The sequence below is a fragment of the Nocardia sp. NBC_01009 genome (genome assembly GCF_045208035.1).
Lineage (GTDB): Bacteria > Actinomycetota > Actinomycetes > Mycobacteriales > Mycobacteriaceae > Nocardia.
Map to the genome: position 1 here is coordinate 7,649,296 of NZ_CP108695.1, position 15,647 is coordinate 7,664,942.

Below are 15,647 nucleotides of genomic sequence, written 5' to 3' on the forward strand. Positions count from 1 at the left end.
CGTCCAAGTATGTGGGTAACCGGTTCACTTGGAATAGAAGCGATTAACACCGAGCTCACCGTCTGTTTCGGAGCTCATTTCGTACGATGCTCCAGAAAGGTGCATGTCATTGATCGGCCGATCGCGGGCATACCGCACACCCCGTGCGATGGGTGTACGGCTGAGACACGGGGTGTGCGGTAAGAAGCCCTCACCAGGCCGGGACCAGGTCCCGGTGGATCGGGCCGTCACTGGTGGTGAGCGGCTGTGTCGAACCGCCGCGGCGGACCGCGACGATCTCCGCGGCGACAGCCACCGCGGTCTCCTCGGCCGTGCGCCCGCCGAGGTCCAACCCGATCGGCGAATGCAGTTGGGCGAGTTCGGCTTCGGATACACCGACCGCACGCAACCTGGCATGGCGATCCGCATGGGTGCGACGGGAACCCATCGCGCCCACATAGGCGACCGGCAACCGCAGCGCCACCTCGAGCAGCGGGATGTCGAACTTGGCGTCGTGGGTGAGCACACACAGGACGGTGCGCGAATCCACCGGGGTACGTGCGAGATAGCGGTCGGGCCATTCCACGACGATCTCGTCGGCGTCCGGGAATCGGGCGCGGGTGGCGAACACCGGTCGCGCATCGCAGACCGTGACGTGGTACCCGAGGAAACGCCCGATGCGGGTGACGGCAGCGGCGAAATCTATTGCGCCGAAGACGATCATGCGCGGCGCAGGTACATAGGACTCCACAAAAATCGTGCGCTCCCCGGCCCCGCAGCCGACGACCCGCAAGCCGGTTGATCCGGTGTCGAGCATGGCCCGGGCCTCCGCGACGATCACCTCGTCGAAGATCGCACCGAGGGTCCACCAGGTGCCGAGCGCCGTCGCCGCCCCGGTATTCAGATCCCGCACCAGCGCGACCGCCTCGGTGGACTGCAGGATCGCTCGAATGGTCCCGTGCTCGTCGGGCGTTATCGCCTGAATGAACACTTCGAGCTCACCGCCGCAGGTCAAGCCGACGGCAAAGGCGTCCTCGTCGCTGTATCCGAAGGTTTCGCGCATCGACTGTCCGGTGCGCAGCACCTCGCGACAGAGTTCGTACACCGCACCTTCGACACAACCACCGGAAATGCTTCCGATGACCGCGCCTTCGGCATCGACGGCAAGGGCGGCGCCGGGCGGCCGCGGCGCGCTGCCGGTGACACCGATGACGGTGGCGACGGCGTAGGACTTGCCCGCCGTGTGCCATTGCAGGAGTTCTGTCGCGAGGTCACGCATCGCCTTATCCGCCAAGCAGGAGTTCGATGGCCGAGATGCCGAAGTAGCCCGCGAAGACCAGCGCGACAACCCAAACCAGCCAATGGATTTCACTGAACTTGCCGCGCGCCGACTTGATCACCACGTAGGCGATCAGACCCGCGCCGACACCGTTGGTGATCGAGTAGGTGAACGGCATCAGCACGATCGTCAGGAAGGCGGGCACCGCCACCTCGAGATCGGCCCAGTCGATCTTGCGGGCCTGGGTCATCATCAGTGCGCCGACGAGCACCAATGCCGGAGCGGCCGCTTGTATCGGCACCACCGCGGCCAGCGGGGTGAAAAAGACTGCGAGACAGAAGAGCCCACCGGTCACCACACTGGTCAATCCGGTACGGGCGCCCTCACCGACACCCGTCGCGGACTCGACATAGACCGTGTTTCCGGCGCCGCCGCTGGCTCCACCGATAATCTGCGCGACGCCATCGATGGTGAGCACCTTGCCGATACCGGGCATGGTGCCCTTCTCGTCGAGCAGGCCGGCCTCGTCACAGACCCCGAAAACCGTGCCCATGGCATCGAAGAAGCCGGTCAGCACGAGGGTGAACAGCACGACTCCCGCGACGAGTCCGCCCGCTTCGGCGAATCCCCCGAAGAAGTCGATATCGAACATCAGGCCGAAATCGGGTGCGGAGAAGAAGCCTTTCGGCGACTCCGGCACGACAGGGCCCCACGCCGCCGGGTCGATCTTCGCCAGCGAATTGACCGCGACGGCGAGCACCGTCGCGATGACGATGCTGATCAGAATCGCACCGGGCACCTTGCGGATGAACAGCGCGAGCATCACAAGCAGTCCGACCGCGAATATCACCACCGGCCAACCCGAGAGATGACCACCGGCCCCGAGCGTGACCGGCGGACCCGTCTGCGAACCGTGGCCGACGACACCGGCCGAGACAAGGCCGATCATGGCGATGAACATGCCGATCCCGACGCCGATGGCGTTCTTGAGACTGAGCGGAATGGCATTGATGATCATCGTTCGCAGGCCGGTCGCCGCGAGCACCACGATGATCACGCCCATCAGGAAGACCAAGCCCATGGTCTGGGGCCAGGTCATGTGTGGCGCGGCCTGAAAGGCGACCACCGGTACCACGCCGAGTCCGGCGGCGAGCGCTAGCGGCACATTGCCGACAAGGCCCATCAGGACAGTGCTCAGTCCTGCGGAAAACGCCGTGGCCGTGGTGAGTTGAGCGATGCTCAACTTGTCACCGTTGACATCCGCGACACCGCCGAGAATGAGCGGGACCAGCAGGATGACGTAGGCCATCGCGACGAAAGTGGTGATGCCGCCACGGATTTCCCGGGAAATCGTGGTCTTGCGTTCGCTCAGCCGGAAGAACCGGTCCAGCGCAGACCTTCCGGCAACCGGCTCTGGTGCGCTGGGCTTGGTCTGAATTTGGGTCATGGCGTGCCCTCCTCGGGGCGTAGCCGACCTACGGTCCGGTCCTTGTGGACTCGAGCGGACCGCTCGGTTCGGGTACTGCTGTTGTGGGGTCTGTCCTAGATAGGCAGGCTGCCCCTGTTGATCAACTGCTCCGGATGATGTCTTCCGGTCGCACCGGCACACGATTGATGTGCACGTTTCCACCCTGCGATCGGCACGCGTCACGAATGGCCGAGGCGATGGCAGGGGTCGAAGAGAGCGTGGGTGGCTCTCCGGCGCCGCGCAGCCCGTACGGGGCGTGTGGATCGGCGTTCTCGAGGATCTCCAGCTTCTGCGGAGGCATATCGAGGATGGTGGGAATCAGATAGTCCGTGAAGGACGGGTTGAGCACTTTTCCGTTCTTGACCTGAATTTCCTCCATAACTGCCAGGCCGAGGCCCTGTGCGGAGCCGCCATGGATCTGGCCCTCCAGGGACAGGCGGTTCATGATCTTGCCGACGTCTTGCACCGCGTCGAGGGCGACGACCTTAACGAGCCCGAGTTCGGTATCGACGTCGACGACCGCGCGGTGCACGCACAGCGCCAGCTGGGTGTGGCTGCTCCCCTGGCCGGTGACCGGATCCATCCCGGTGGTAGGGCGGTGGTGGTACTCGCGGGTTTCTTCGATAACCCCCTCATTCAGGACATCGACGATCGCAGCGAGCACCTCCCCCGTCTCCGAAACCACCTTGCCGCCGATCAGCTGTGCGGCGGGACCGTGACCCTGCGCGATGGCGAGCTCGAGCAGCCGCGCCCGCACCGCCTCACAGGCGGTCTTGACCGCACCGCCGGTCATGTAGGTCTGCCGGGAAGCCGACGACGACCCGGAATCACCTACCTGGTTGTCGGCGGGATGGATGGTGACCCTTTCGATCCCGAGTTCGGTGCGTGCGATCTGCGCCTCGACGGTGACCAGTCCCTGGCCGACTTCGGCTGCCGCGGTGTGTACCAGTGCAACCGGTTCTCCGGCAATGACTTCCAGTCGCACTCGGGCCGTCGACAGGTCGTCGAACCCTTCGGAGAAGCAGATATTCTTGATGCCGACGCCGTAGCCGATGCCGCGCACCACACCCTCGCCGTGGGTGGTCTGTGACGCCCCACCCGGCAGGTTCCTGATGTCGGAGGCATCCAATGCCGCGGGCAGCGGGATCGCGCGCACCTGATCGAGCATCTCCGCCAGCGGTGCGGGCGCGTGCACCACCTGTCCGGTCGCCAGCTTCGAGCCCTGCGAGACGGCGTTGATCTGGCGCACATGCACCGGGTCGAGTTCCAATGCCTCCGCGAGCTTGTCCATCATCGACTCGTGCGCGAAACACGCTTGGACAGCGCCGAATCCGCGCATAGCACCGCACGGCGGGTTGTTGGTGTAGACACCGTACGCGTCGATCTCGATATGCGGAATCTCGTACGGTCCTACCGCGAGCGAGGACGCGTTACCGGTGACATTCAGTGTCGCCGAGGTGTACGCGCCACCGTCGAGGACGATGACAACCTTTGCGTAGGTGAGCTTTCCGACGGCATTGGCACCGTACTCGTAGAGCATCTTCGCCGGGTGCCGGTGTACGTGCCCGAAGAACGACTCCTCGCGGTTGTACACCATCTTGATGGGCTTGCCGGTGCGCATGGCCAGCATGCCCGCGTGGATCTGCATGGACAGGTCCTCGCGGCCGCCGAAGGCTCCGCCGACACCGGCCATGGTCATGCGGATCTGGTCGTCGGCCAGGCCGAGGCACGGGCCGATCTGGGAGAGATCGTTGTGCAGCCACTGGGTGGCGACGTAGAAGTCGAGGCCACCGTCCTCGGCCGGAATGACCATGCCGGATTCGGGACCGAGGAATGCCTGGTCCTGAATGCCGACCTCGAACTCCTCGGTCACCACCACGGTGGCCAGGGCGCGGCCCACAGTGATATCACCGACGCGCACCGGCTGGTGACGGGCGATACCGCCGCGCTCCTGCACCTTCAGACGCTTCGGAGCCGAAACCACCGCCATCGGGTCGGTAATGGGTTCCAGTACCTCCCAATCGATGTCGATGGCGGTAAGGGCGCGGCGAGCGATCTCGGGATGGTCGGCGGCGACCAGGGCGATGGGTTCACCGTGGTGGCGCACCTCGCCGATGGCGAGGACCGGCTGATCCCAGGTGTGGTCGAGGCCGTACATCTTGCGGCCGGGTACATCCTCCTCGGTGAGCACCGCGTGTACACCGGTTATGGCCAGCGCAGGAGCGATATTGATGCTCCGGATAATGGCGCGCGGGTGCGGGCTGCGCAGGGTCGCACCCCACAGCATGCCGTCCATCCACAGGTCGGAGGAGTAGGCGAATTCGCCCTTCACCTTGAGGGTGCCGTCGGGACGCAGCGGACTCTCACCGATGCCGCCCTTCCCCGGCGCGGCGACCTCGCCGGGGAATCGGATGGTACGTACCGCACTCATCGGGACTCCTCTCCCATCAACCGTTTCCGCGCCGCTGCGCCTGCCCTGCCGACCGCGTCGTGCGAGACGGTGCGCAGCTCGTCGTTCTCCACGACGGTCCGGCCGCCGACGAGTAACCGCGCCAGTGGCGGTGTCGGGCCGAAGACCAGGGCGCACACCGGGTCCTCGACCGCGGCGCGGAAGCCGTCGACCCGCCACATGGCGATGTCGGCGAGCTTGCCCGGCTCGAGGCTGCCGATCTCGTTGTGGCGGCCGAGATTGCGTGCGCCGCCCATGGTTCCTATCTGCAGCGCCTGGCGCGCGGTGAACGCCGTCGGGCCGTGTACCGCCCGCTGGAACAGCATGGCTTGGCGCATCTCTCCGGCGAGTGAGGTCAGCTCGCTCGACGCCGCACCGTCGACGCCGAGGCCGACGGGCGCGCCCGCGGCGAGCAGATCGGTGACGCGGGCGATACCCGCGCCGAGCCTGGCGTTGGAGCTCGGGCAATGCGCTGAGCCGCTGCCGGTTTCGGCGAACCGGCGGATATCGGCGTCGTGCAGGTGCACCACGTGGGCGAACCAGACGTCCTCGCCGAGCCAACCGAGCTTCTCCATGTATTCGACAGGGGTGCAACCCATCTGCTCGATGCAGTGCTCCTGCTCGTCGAGCGTTTCGGCGAGATGGGTATGCAGCCGAACGCCTTTGGCCCGTGCCAGCGTGGCGGCGTCGAGCATCAGGCCCTCGCTGACCGAGAACGGCGAGCACGGCGCGACGGCGACCCGCAGCATCGAATCGAACGACGGATCGTGGTAGGTGTCGATGACTTCGGTGGTGTGGGAAAGGATTTCGTCGCGGTCCTCGACCACCTCGTCCGGCGGCAGGCCGCCGTCGGCCTGCCCGCGGTCCATCGAGCCGCGGCACGGGTGGAAACGCAGACCGATCTCCCGTGCGGCGCGCACCTCGGCTTCGAACAGATCGCCGCGCCCCTTGGGGAAGATGTAGTGGTGATCGCTGCTGGTGGTGCAACCGGTCAGCGCCAGCCAGCCGAGGCCTGCGGAGGCGGCCCCGTAGACCACCTCGGCGTCCATGCGGGCCCAGGTGCGGTAGAGCCCGGTCAGCCATTCGAAGAGCGTCGAGTCCTGGAACAGGCCTTGGCTCGCCCACTGGTAGAGGTGATGGTGGGTGTTGACCAAGCCGGGGGTGACCAGGCAGCCGGTGGCATCGATGCGTTGGGCATCAATCAGCAGCGGCGCTGGACCCGCACCGAGCGACTCGATCCTGCCCTCGTCGACGACGAGATATCCGGACGCGATCTCCGGTCCGACGACCGGTGCGATGTACGCGTTCTCGATAACGACCCTGGTCATCTGCCCGCCTTACGTCGTGCCGCGAGCCGAACCGCGTCGAGGATCTTCTCGTATCCGGTGCAGCGGCACAGGTTTCCGGCCAGCGCCTCGCGGATCTCCACATCGGACGGTTCCGGATTGTGCTCGACCAGGTCGTGTGCCTGGACGATGAGACCCGGTGTGCAGAAACCGCATTGGACCGCGCCCGCCTCGACGAACGCCTGCTGCATCGGATCGAGCTTGTCGCCCTTGGCGAGGCCCTCGACGGTCCGCACCGAACAGCCCTGCGCCTGGCCTGCCGCTACGAGACAGGAACAGACCGGGGTACCGTTCAAATAGACTGTGCACGAACCGCATTCGCCCTGCTCGCAGGCGTTCTTGGAGCCGGGAAGGCCCATCCGCTCACGGAGCATGTAGAGGAGGCTCTCCCCCTCCCAGACGTCGTCGACGGTTTCCGTCGAGCCGTTCACATCGAAGGTCACGCGCATCAGGCCGCCCTCCTCTCTGCTAGATGGTCGTTCCATGCCCAGGTCAAGGTGCGCCGCGCCAGCACCGACAGTGCGTGCTTGCGGTAGTCCGCGGTGCCTCGCACATCATCGATCGGCTTCGCGGCCGCGGCGGCGAGCGCGCCGAACTCGCGCAGCACCCTTTCGGTGAGCGGGGCGGGATCGTCCCAGGCCAGCTGGGTGGCGAGGAATTCCTCGGCAGGCGTCGCGCGCAGCGGTGTCGGACCTGCCGAGCCGATGCCGGTCCTTGCCGAGCGGGTGTCGGGGTAGAGCGCAATGGAGAACGAGCACACCGCGATCACCATGGCGTTCCTGGTGCCGACCTTGGCAAAGTACTGCGGCCCGTGCGCGGGCGCGAGCCACACGGCGCGGATGAGCTCGTCGGGCTCGAGTGCGTTCTTCTTGACCCACACGTAGAAGTCGTCGATCGGGATCATGCGACTGCCGCGCGCGGCCGACTCCACCTCGACCACCGCATCGCCTGCGAGCAGCGCGGGGTGGGCGTCACCGGCCGGTGACGCGCCGCCGAGATTGCCGCCGACCGTGCCGCGGTTGCGGATCTGCGGCGAGCCGACCGTTCGTGATGCCTGCGCCAGGCCGGGCAGCCGGTCACCGAGCCGGTTGATTATCCGCACATAGGGAACGCCCGCCCCGATCCGGAACTTGCCGTCGCGCTCCTCGTATTCGAACAGATCGCGGCACTGATTGAGGTCGAGCAGTGCGGCGGGGCGGCCCTTGTCGAAGTTGAGCTCGACCATGATGTCGGTGCCGCCCTGGATCGGGGTGGCGTCCGGGCGGTCGGCCTTCAGCTCGAGGGCTTCGGCCCAGGTGGCAGGTTGTAGAAAGTCCATTGTCATTCCCGATTCAGTCCCAGGCGGGCCCTGCGTCGGGGGCGTCCTCGGACAGGACCGAACCTTCGATGAGGCCGTAGGGCCGGTCGGCGGCCCAGAACACCTCGTTGTCGTTCTCCAGGCCGAACGGAGACAGATCCACCACGAAATGGTGCTTATTGGGCAGCGAAAGCCGGACCTCGCCGATCTCCGGACAGGTGTCGAGGACCCGGTTGCCCATGGCGTACAGGGTCTGCTGCAGCGACAGGCTGTGGGTCTCCGCGAACGCCTCCAGCAGGCAGCCGCGGGCAGTCAGGTAGGACTTGTCCCAGTCGTCGGGGACGGCGATGTGCCGCCACTCCGCATTGACCTCGGTCGCGAGAACGCGGTCATAGGCTTCGCGCAGCGTCGTGTACTTGTCCTTGATGTAGCCGTGGAACTCCGAGCCGGTGGAGTTGAGGACCACGAGATTCTTCAATCCCGTGACCACCCAGGCATTGTCACCGTCGTTGTGCACGCGGGCGGTGCGGATCTCCTGGTTGGAGCGGACGAAGGAGTGCTGCCGGTCGCCGGGGCCGACGACGATGCGCTCCCAGGCGTACTCCTCCAGCGAGACCCTGGCATGCTCGATGGTCGGCTGGGAGTCGACGAAATGCCGGGCGAGCAGCAGGCCGAAGTCCTCGGGCGAGGCGATACCGTGCTCCTTCGCGAAGGCGAAGACGGTGTTCTTCTGGGTGTCGGTCGGCAGCACCGCGGCGTTGCCGCCGGTGAGGTGAGTGTCGTCCATGTCTCCGGACAACGCCACGCTGACGTTGAGATCTCGGATCTCATGGATGCCACCGGTTTTCGTCACCCTGACGACACGGTTCTCGGACTTGCCGTATCTATTGGGGCCTAGCTTGATCGACATTGTTCAGCTACCTCGATAGGTGGAGTAGGAATACGGGCTGAGCAGCAGCGGCACGTGGTGGTGCTCGGCTGGGTCTGCGATGGTGAAGTCGATGGAGACCGACGGATAGAACGGGCTGATCTCGCCGGTCTCGAAGGTCAGGCGGTGCACGCCGGCCGCGGGAGCGGGCAGGTCCTTGATCCGGCCGTCGGCGTCGGTGCGATGCTCGGCGAGCACGGTGCCCTCGACCGTCGCCAGTCGGACCAGCAGTCCGGCGGCGGGGCGGCCGGTGGCCGCATTGAGCACGTGGGTCGACAGGCTCATCGCTGCTCCAGCAGCTTGCGCACCCGGAGCCTGGTGATCTCGGCGAGCTCCGCCGAAATGACCACACGCTCGTCTTCGACCGCATTGTCCAGGCGTTTACGCAGCTCAGTGAGTATTTCCTCGGCACTGCGGCCGGTCGCGCGAATCAGGAAGACATGCCCGAACCGCTCTTCGTAAGCAAAATTTCCTGCGGCGAGTTCGCGCAGCACCGCGGGGTCGGCGGTCGCGGCCCCGGATTGCTCGCTGCGCGACCAATGTGCCTCGCGCCGTGCCTTTACCGCACTTTCTGACGAAACTCCCACTGCTGCAGCCACTTTGGCTCGTTCACCGATGCGCGGGTGCGCCGACAGCGCCTCCTCGACATCCGGCCAACTCAGCTCGCACACTCCGGTCACCGCGGCCGCTATCAGGCTTTCGCTGTTCTCATATGGTCTGCGCGCCACCACCTTTCGCGCCCAGGTCCGGGACGCGCAACAGGTCAGCAGCTCCGCCTCCGCGTGGTCGAGAGGCAGTGAGTTGAGCCATCCAATCTCACCTGACATCCGGTCTCCCATCGGGGTCTCAACGTGTCCGGTAAGTACACCCGCTGGGGATCAGCGCAGCTAGAAACGAGAAATCCGAACTGTGTGCCAGTTCACACAGGATTCTTTGTAGGTATGTCCAAGCCCCTCGACTGTTAGCGTCCACCACGTGCGCCTACGTTCCCTACTCACCATGACGGACCTGGGGCTGGAGCTCGTGACCGGCGAGAACCAGCTCGACCGCTTCGTTCGCTGGGTGGTAACCACGGACATGCTCGATCCCAGCCGCTACCTCTCCGGCGGGGAGCTGGTGCTGACCGGCCTGCAATGGCGCTCCACGCCCGCCGACAGCGAGATTTTCGTCCAAGCACTGGCCCGAGCAGGCGTGGCAGGCCTGGCCGCCGGTGATGCCAAGTACGGCGGCGCACCGCCCGACATCGTCGAGGCGTGCCGCAAACACGGCATCCCGCTGTTCCGGGTTCCGGAGAACATTGCCTTCGCGACGGTCACCGAGCAAATCACCAGAAACCTCTCCACCGGCCGTGCCGCCGATCTGACCGCTGTCCTCGATCGGCATCGCCAGCTGGTCGCGGGTTCGGGCCTCGGCTCGGTGCTGGAACTCATCGAACGCGACCTGGGCATGCGCTGCTGGGTCATGTCCTCGACCGGCCGGGTGGTTGCGGGCCCGCCCCCGCCGCCCGCCGAGGTGACGGCGGCCTTCCTCAGCGCCCGCCGCCTGCCCCATGTGCTGACCCACCAGAGCGCGCGCTATTCGCTGTTCGCCGTCGACGAGCACCGCACGTCACGGGCGGCCGACTGGTTTCTGGTCTTCGAGGGCGACTGCGGCGACTGGCCCGAGGAACGCCGCGCCCTGACCGGCGAGCTCGCGGCCGTCGTGTCCCTCGAACGCGCCCGCCAGGACGACCGGCAGAGCGCCGAGGGCCGCCTTGCCCAGGAACTCATCGAACTGATCGTCTCCGACGCCAAGCCCGCCGAGATCATCTCCCGCCTCGAACTGACCGGCCTCGGCTCCGCCGAGTCCTATATCGCTGTGGTGGCCGCAGCACAGGCAGATACCTTGCGCCCCGGCGAATTACGCGTGCTCCTGCGCGAAATCCTCTACGGCAGAAGGCCCGCCGCAGGCGTCGTCGATGGTGAGGCGATCGCCCTGATACCTGCTGGCACCGACGGCTCGGTCATCGACGAAATCCACCGGGCCGTAGCAGCTCTGGAGCCCGGCCTACGCGGCAGCCAACTGTCGGTCGGCGTCAGCGGCGTGGTCGACGGCGAAGGTCTGCGCGGCGCCGTGGAGGAGGCTCGTTACGCCCGCCGCCTGGCAGCCGATCGTCACCAGCCCACCAGCGTCGTCGGACACGACGAGCTGGCGACCCACATGCTGCTGCTGGCCAGCGTCCCCGACGAGGTCCGCCGGATGTTCCGGCTGCGCCTGCTCGACCCCCTCACCAACTACGACCAGGACAACCGCTCGGATCTGGTCCACACCCTGGAAACCTTCCTCGAGGCCTCCGGCTCCTGGACCAAGTCCGCCGACCTGCTCCACGTCCACGTCAACACCCTGCGCTACCGCATCCAACGCATCGAAGAACTAACCGGCCGAGACCTCTCCCGCCTGGAAGACCGCGTCGACTTCTTCCTCGCCCTCGCCCTGCGCTGATCGTCGAAGACTGCTGCCCGCACCGACGGACGTATGCACATACCGCTAGGCGCGTGGTCGGCGTCGGTTCCCGGCTTCGAACTCGGAAACCGGGGAGAGTGCACGACGCGCCAATGTCAGCCACCGCTGCTGTTCGGCCCTAGACACAGCATCCGATGGTGACGTCGCCAGGAGCAGGATTACATCGTCGACCGCAACGTCGGGATAGAGCGATCCGTCCCGGTGTGCCGCCGCAACCAACTGCTCGACTGCGGCGCGGCCACGCTGCCGCAGGTCCTGCAACGAATCCTCGGCCAATCCGGTCACGGCGAACCTCAGCAAGCGCTCCTGCCGCATGTCGATCACGACGCTGTGCAGCAACGCGACGATCTCATCGATGGCAGATGTCGCGCCGCTTCCCACCCTGGACAGCGCCGCGTCGAGCGATGCGCCGACCATCGCGGCCAGTTCGGCCACGATCGCCTCGACGAGATCCTTCTTGGTCGGGAAGTGCCGGTACAGCGTGCCGACCGCGACACCGGCCGCAGCGGCGATCTCGTCCATTCCGATGGCGGGACCGCGGCCGACCACGAGCTCTCGTGCCGCGTCGAGGATCGCTTCGCGATTGCGCTGAGCGTCCGCCCGCAGTCTCGGTTGTCCGGTCATCTCTGATCCTCTCGACCACCTTGCACAGAACATGAACTACTGGTTCACTTTAATGGTGAACCAGTAGTTCATCTTAGGAGCAGCACATGCGCAAGTGGACCGAAGTAGACATCCCCCGTCAGAACGGCCGCATCGCTGTCGTCACCGGAGCGAATACCGGCATCGGCTTCGAAACGGCAAGGGCACTGGCCGAGCACGGTGCAACTGTCGTTCTCGCATGCCGAAGTCGAGAGAAGGGCGAGGCTGCGGCCAACCGCATCATCGAGAACACACCGGGCGCCACCATCGAAACCGCACAGCTCGACCTGAACTCCCTCGACTCCATCAGCAGCGCCGCCGATGTGATCCGCAGCCGCCACGACCACATCGACCTACTGATCAACAACGCCGGGGTCACCGGACTCTCCGGTGTCACCGAGGACGGCTTCGAGATCCAGTTCGGCATCAATCATCTCGGCCATTTCGCCCTCACAGGCCTGCTCCTCGGCCACATCGCAGCCGCCCCGGCCGCGCGCATTGTCACGGTCAGCAGCATCGGTCATCGTTTCGGCCGCGTCGACCCCGACAGCCCAGCCGACTCCACCGGAAACGCCTACGCCAAATCGAAACTCGCAAATCTCCTGTTCACCTACGAACTCGACCGCCGCCTCGCGAACACTCCGGCCATCGCCCTCGCCGCCCACCCCGGCGGCGCAAGCACCGAGGTATTCCGATACTCCCCCGCGGCATTCCGACTGCCCAACCTCGCCATCGCCCGCCTCTTCGGCCGCACCCCCGCCATGGGCGCCCTCCCCACCCTCCGCGCCGCCACCGATCCCCACGCAAAAGGCGGCGAATACTATGGACCCTCAGGCCTTTTCGAGATCCAGGGCTACCCGGCCCCAGTGAAATCCAGCCCCCGCTCCCACGATCCCGTGCGCCAAGCCGCCTTGTGGGAGATCTCCGAGAAACTCACCGATGTGCGCTACCGCGGTTGATCCGAGGTCCAACTGGGCGTTCCTGGTAGGCCGGTGCCAGGAAAGTCACCCCTCCCGCGCGAGTCCGACTGACCCGAATGGCCTTGTCCTACACATTCATCCCCCTAGACAGTTTCGGACATTTTCGACAGGTCGCGCGATCCCGCCACGCGAACGACGACTGCCCCACATACTGTGCGGTATAGATCTGGCAATCATCTGGACAACTCGCTCGAGCTAGCCATCCTCGCCCACCTCGACACGGAACGAGCACATCCATGATTCTGACCGCCGCCTATGACGCCGTCCTCGCTCAGATCGGCAACCCGTCCCCCGAGGCGCCGCCTACTTCGGACAAGTTCCTGCAGATGGTCCGGTACCTGAACTGGTTCGTGCTGCTGTCCGGTGTCTCCGGCATCACCTACGCAGGAGGGAGGTTCGCATGGGAGAAATGGAGCGGCGGCCAGCTCGAATCACCGAAGATGATCGCGGGAGCCATGATCGGCGGCGTGGTGGCCACCAGCGCGGGCACCATCATGAATTCCGTCGTCGGCGCCTGACCACCGCCGAGGCGCCGCGCAGGAAAGCAGCTCTGTAGCAACCTACTTCGATCTTCATCCACCGAACGCGTCGAAGACATCCTCCGCGCGATCGCGCGTTCGGTACATGCCCCATGCGGTGTCTGCGAGCCGATCGGGGTCGAGGGTGTGGCCGTCCGGGGAGCCGAATCGCTCCGGATCCGCGGTCACCATGGCGTGGATGTCGCCGCGTTCCACCAGTCCGCCGATGGTGAGCGTCCCCGCATAAACGCCCCGATCGGCCAGTGCGGCATGGAGAGTGAGCGCATAGCTCCGCAGCGCTGCCGAGGCCAGCGCGAGTTGGCCGAGCATCGGCATGGGGCGCACGCTGGACAAACCGCCCGCGAAGAGCAGCCCACCGTCGCCGTCGTCGAGCATGCCCGGCAGCACTTCGCGCACCACGTCGACCGCGGGCCACACCCACTCGAACGCCGATTGCGCTGTCGCCATGTCTATTTCGGTGATGGGCACCGGCTGCTGGGTCGGACCGGGTCCGTAGTAGGCCAGCGCGATACCTCCGTCCCGCCCGATCTCGGAGAGTACCGATCGCAGTCGGTCGCGATCGGTGACGTCGGCGGTGTGTGCGGTGGCATCGATCCCGAGGGATGCGAGATCGCGCAGGTAGGCGCCGTGCCGCGCATCGCTGCGTGAGACAAGCGCGATGCGGAAACCTTCGCGGCCGAAGCGCCGCGCCATGGACATGCCGAGACCGGGCCCGACCCCGATGATCACTGCTGTTCGCGTGGTGGGCATAGGATTCCTTCCAAGATTGAGGGGGGCCTCATGTTCAGCAAAGATAGCATGAAGCCGAGGCACCCCTCGACTTTTGTAGAATTCGGGCATGACCAGACCCCTGCGCCGGGACGCGGCCCGCAATCGCGAGAAGCTGGTGCGTGCGGCCACCGGTGTGTTCGCCGAGCAGGGGCTCGATGGTTCGCTGGAGGAAATCGCACGGCGCGCGGGCGTCAGCATCGGGACGCTGTACAACCATTTCCCGCACCGCGATGCACTGATCGACGCGCTGCTGCCGCCGCGGCTGGCCGCGTTGGACGAATTCGCCGCCCGCGCCGCGAGCGAGCCGGACGCGTGGACGGCGTTCACCGGGTTCACCGGGGCCCTGCTCGACCAGCTCACCACCGACCGCGGGTTGCTCGAGGCCTTCACCGGCAACCATCCCGCCGCCGAGCAACTCACGCAGGCCTGCCATCGCGGAATGTCACACCTGTCGGTACTGCTCGACCGGGCCCGCCGCTCCGGCGCGATGCGCGCAGACGCGCGAGACGAAGACGTCGTGAATCTGCTGTGGGCGCTGTCGCTACTCGGCGAGACCGCAGGTCCACCGGCCTGGCGCCGCTGCCTGGATCTCGTACTCGACGGCCTCCGACAGCCGCACGAGCAACCGACGGCCTGACACCGGGAGGAACCACTGTGCCCCACGCCAAGTCCACCGATGGCGTTCGCATCGCCTACCGAACACAAGGCGACGGTGCCCCACTGATGCTGCTTGCCGGACAGGCGAACAACCATCATTGGTGGGACGGCGTTCGCGACGACTTCCACGCCCACCACCGGACGATCACCTTCGACTATCGCGGCACCGGCGACAGCGACAAGCCCGATATGCCATACAGCACAACAGGATTCGCCGACGACGCCATCGCCGTCCTCGACGATCTGGGCATCGACAGCGCCGACGTGTACGGCACCTCCATGGGCGGCCGAGTCGCGCAATGGCTGGCCGCCCGCCATCCGGATCGGGTGCGCGCCCTCGTACTCGGCTGCACCACACCGGGAGGACGGCACGCCATCGAACGCGACAACGAGGTCCGCCGCTCGCTGGCCGATCCCGATCCGGCGGCCGCCCGAGCGGCGCTGCTGGAATTGATGTACACGCCGACCTATCTGGCGATCGCACCCGGACCGTTCAACACCCTGGGCGACCCGACCATGCCTGCCTACGCTCGACGACGACATCTCCTCGCGAGCGCCAGGCACGACGCGTGGGATGCCCTGCCCGACATCGGCGTTCCCACGTTGGTCGTGCACGGCACCGACGACCGTTTCAATCCGGCAGCGAACGCAGCATTGCTCGCCGATCGCATCCCCGGAGCTCAGCTGCGGCTGATCCCGGGTGCCAGACACGCGTACTTCGACGAGTTCCGCGCCACCGCAGGCCCGCTGGTCTCGGATTTCCTGAATTCGGTTCGACCGTAGAACCGGGAACGACGTAAACCGGACGGC

General features: G+C 66.2%; 16 protein-coding genes. 5 read left to right on the forward strand and 11 right to left on the reverse strand.

Annotated elements, in window-relative coordinates; translation table 11 throughout:
* Nucleotides 1-190: 190 nt before the first annotated feature.
* The 9 genes from OHA42_RS34580 to uraD form a co-directional block, all read right to left on the reverse strand.
* The gene (locus OHA42_RS34580; protein ID WP_406232203.1) at nucleotides 191-1,258 is read right to left on the reverse strand and encodes an XdhC family protein; all 1,068 of its coding nucleotides are present in this window, start codon (nucleotides 1,256-1,258) and stop codon (nucleotides 191-193) included.
* Nucleotides 1,259-1,262: 4 nt separating this feature from the next.
* Nucleotides 1,263-2,705: an NCS2 family permease gene (locus OHA42_RS34585; RefSeq protein ID WP_406232204.1), complete on the reverse strand. Its 1,443-nt coding sequence runs from the start codon at nucleotides 2,703-2,705 to the stop codon at nucleotides 1,263-1,265.
* A 121-nt stretch (nucleotides 2,706-2,826) separates the two neighbouring features.
* A complete protein-coding gene (locus OHA42_RS34590) occupies nucleotides 2,827-5,157 on the reverse strand; it encodes a xanthine dehydrogenase family protein molybdopterin-binding subunit (RefSeq protein WP_406232206.1) in 2,331 nt (776 codons plus the stop codon).
* Nucleotides 5,154-6,503: an 8-oxoguanine deaminase gene (locus tag OHA42_RS34595; RefSeq protein WP_406232207.1), complete on the reverse strand. Its 1,350-nt coding sequence runs from the start codon at nucleotides 6,501-6,503 to the stop codon at nucleotides 5,154-5,156. The genes OHA42_RS34590 and OHA42_RS34595 overlap by 4 nt, the downstream gene beginning before the upstream one ends.
* Nucleotides 6,500-6,970, reverse strand: a complete 471-nt coding sequence (locus tag OHA42_RS34600) for a (2Fe-2S)-binding protein (RefSeq protein ID WP_406232209.1) — start codon at nucleotides 6,968-6,970, stop codon at nucleotides 6,500-6,502. Before OHA42_RS34600 ends, OHA42_RS34595 begins: the two co-directional genes overlap by 4 nt.
* Nucleotides 6,970-7,839 carry an FAD binding domain-containing protein gene (locus tag OHA42_RS34605; protein ID WP_406232211.1) on the reverse strand — a complete coding sequence of 290 codons (870 nt, stop codon included), beginning with the start codon at nucleotides 7,837-7,839 and terminating at the stop codon, nucleotides 6,970-6,972. Before OHA42_RS34605 ends, OHA42_RS34600 begins: the two co-directional genes overlap by 1 nt.
* Before the next feature lie 13 nt (nucleotides 7,840-7,852).
* Nucleotides 7,853-8,728 carry a factor-independent urate hydroxylase gene (gene pucL, locus OHA42_RS34610; RefSeq protein ID WP_406232213.1) on the reverse strand — a complete coding sequence of 292 codons (876 nt, stop codon included), beginning with the start codon at nucleotides 8,726-8,728 and terminating at the stop codon, nucleotides 7,853-7,855.
* A gap of 3 nt (nucleotides 8,729-8,731) precedes the next feature.
* Entirely contained in the window at nucleotides 8,732-9,031 is a 300-nt protein-coding gene (gene uraH / locus OHA42_RS34615) for a hydroxyisourate hydrolase (protein ID WP_406232215.1), read from the reverse strand.
* Nucleotides 9,028-9,573: a 2-oxo-4-hydroxy-4-carboxy-5-ureidoimidazoline decarboxylase gene (gene uraD / locus OHA42_RS34620; protein ID WP_406232216.1), complete on the reverse strand. Its 546-nt coding sequence runs from the start codon at nucleotides 9,571-9,573 to the stop codon at nucleotides 9,028-9,030. The genes uraH and uraD overlap by 4 nt, the downstream gene beginning before the upstream one ends.
* A gap of 172 nt (nucleotides 9,574-9,745) precedes the next feature.
* Between uraD and OHA42_RS34625 the strand changes: the two genes are divergently transcribed.
* Complete coding sequence (locus tag OHA42_RS34625; protein WP_406232217.1) at nucleotides 9,746-11,227, forward strand: PucR family transcriptional regulator; 1,482 nt, start codon at nucleotides 9,746-9,748, stop codon at nucleotides 11,225-11,227.
* 45 nt (nucleotides 11,228-11,272) lie between these two features.
* On the opposite strand, the gene OHA42_RS34630 is transcribed toward OHA42_RS34625, so the two are convergent.
* A complete protein-coding gene (locus tag OHA42_RS34630; RefSeq protein ID WP_406232219.1) occupies nucleotides 11,273-11,872 on the reverse strand; it encodes a TetR/AcrR family transcriptional regulator in 600 nt (199 codons plus the stop codon).
* Between the two features lie 86 nt (nucleotides 11,873-11,958).
* Between OHA42_RS34630 and OHA42_RS34635 the strand changes: the two genes are divergently transcribed.
* Entirely contained in the window at nucleotides 11,959-12,849 is an 891-nt protein-coding gene (locus tag OHA42_RS34635) for an oxidoreductase (protein WP_406232221.1), read from the forward strand.
* Between the two features lie 257 nt (nucleotides 12,850-13,106).
* On the forward strand, nucleotides 13,107-13,388 hold the full coding sequence (locus tag OHA42_RS34640; protein WP_406232222.1) for a hypothetical protein: 282 nt from the start codon (nucleotides 13,107-13,109) through the stop codon (nucleotides 13,386-13,388).
* Between the two features lie 54 nt (nucleotides 13,389-13,442).
* Here OHA42_RS34640 and OHA42_RS34645 read toward each other — a convergent pair whose 3' ends face one another.
* Entirely contained in the window at nucleotides 13,443-14,159 is a 717-nt protein-coding gene (locus tag OHA42_RS34645) for an SDR family NAD(P)-dependent oxidoreductase (protein WP_406232224.1), read from the reverse strand.
* An 88-nt stretch (nucleotides 14,160-14,247) separates the two neighbouring features.
* On the opposite strand from OHA42_RS34645, the gene OHA42_RS34650 reads away from it, so the two are divergent.
* Nucleotides 14,248-14,817, forward strand: a complete 570-nt coding sequence (locus tag OHA42_RS34650; RefSeq protein ID WP_406232226.1) for a TetR/AcrR family transcriptional regulator — start codon at nucleotides 14,248-14,250, stop codon at nucleotides 14,815-14,817.
* Nucleotides 14,818-14,834: 17 nt separating this feature from the next.
* On the forward strand, nucleotides 14,835-15,620 hold the full coding sequence (locus OHA42_RS34655) for an alpha/beta fold hydrolase (protein WP_406232228.1): 786 nt from the start codon (nucleotides 14,835-14,837) through the stop codon (nucleotides 15,618-15,620).
* Nucleotides 15,621-15,647 lie beyond the last annotated feature (27 nt).

What these genes read in the sequence shown, in the direction of transcription:
- OHA42_RS34580 (WP_406232203.1), bottom strand. Translation starts at nt 1,258, where the DNA reads ATGCGTGACCTCGCGACAGAACTCCTGCAATGGCACACGGCGGGCAAG.
- OHA42_RS34585 (WP_406232204.1), bottom strand. Translation starts at nt 2,705, where the DNA reads ATGACCCAAATTCAGACCAAGCCCAGCGCACCAGAGCCGGTTGCCGGA.
- OHA42_RS34590 (WP_406232206.1), bottom strand. Translation starts at nt 5,157, where the DNA reads ATGAGTGCGGTACGTACCATCCGATTCCCCGGCGAGGTCGCCGCGCCG.
- OHA42_RS34595 (WP_406232207.1), bottom strand. Translation starts at nt 6,503, where the DNA reads ATGACCAGGGTCGTTATCGAGAACGCGTACATCGCACCGGTCGTCGGA.
- OHA42_RS34600 (WP_406232209.1), bottom strand. Translation starts at nt 6,970, where the DNA reads ATGCGCGTGACCTTCGATGTGAACGGCTCGACGGAAACCGTCGACGAC.
- OHA42_RS34605 (WP_406232211.1), bottom strand. Translation starts at nt 7,839, where the DNA reads ATGGACTTTCTACAACCTGCCACCTGGGCCGAAGCCCTCGAGCTGAAG.
- pucL (WP_406232213.1), bottom strand. Translation starts at nt 8,728, where the DNA reads ATGTCGATCAAGCTAGGCCCCAATAGATACGGCAAGTCCGAGAACCGT.
- uraH (WP_406232215.1), bottom strand. Translation starts at nt 9,031, where the DNA reads ATGAGCCTGTCGACCCACGTGCTCAATGCGGCCACCGGCCGCCCCGCC.
- uraD (WP_406232216.1), bottom strand. Translation starts at nt 9,573, where the DNA reads ATGTCAGGTGAGATTGGATGGCTCAACTCACTGCCTCTCGACCACGCG.
- OHA42_RS34625 (WP_406232217.1), top strand. Translation starts at nt 9,746, where the DNA reads ATGACGGACCTGGGGCTGGAGCTCGTGACCGGCGAGAACCAGCTCGAC.
- OHA42_RS34630 (WP_406232219.1), bottom strand. Translation starts at nt 11,872, where the DNA reads ATGACCGGACAACCGAGACTGCGGGCGGACGCTCAGCGCAATCGCGAA.
- OHA42_RS34635 (WP_406232221.1), top strand. Translation starts at nt 11,959, where the DNA reads ATGCGCAAGTGGACCGAAGTAGACATCCCCCGTCAGAACGGCCGCATC.
- OHA42_RS34640 (WP_406232222.1), top strand. Translation starts at nt 13,107, where the DNA reads ATGATTCTGACCGCCGCCTATGACGCCGTCCTCGCTCAGATCGGCAAC.
- OHA42_RS34645 (WP_406232224.1), bottom strand. Translation starts at nt 14,159, where the DNA reads ATGCCCACCACGCGAACAGCAGTGATCATCGGGGTCGGGCCCGGTCTC.
- OHA42_RS34650 (WP_406232226.1), top strand. Translation starts at nt 14,248, where the DNA reads ATGACCAGACCCCTGCGCCGGGACGCGGCCCGCAATCGCGAGAAGCTG.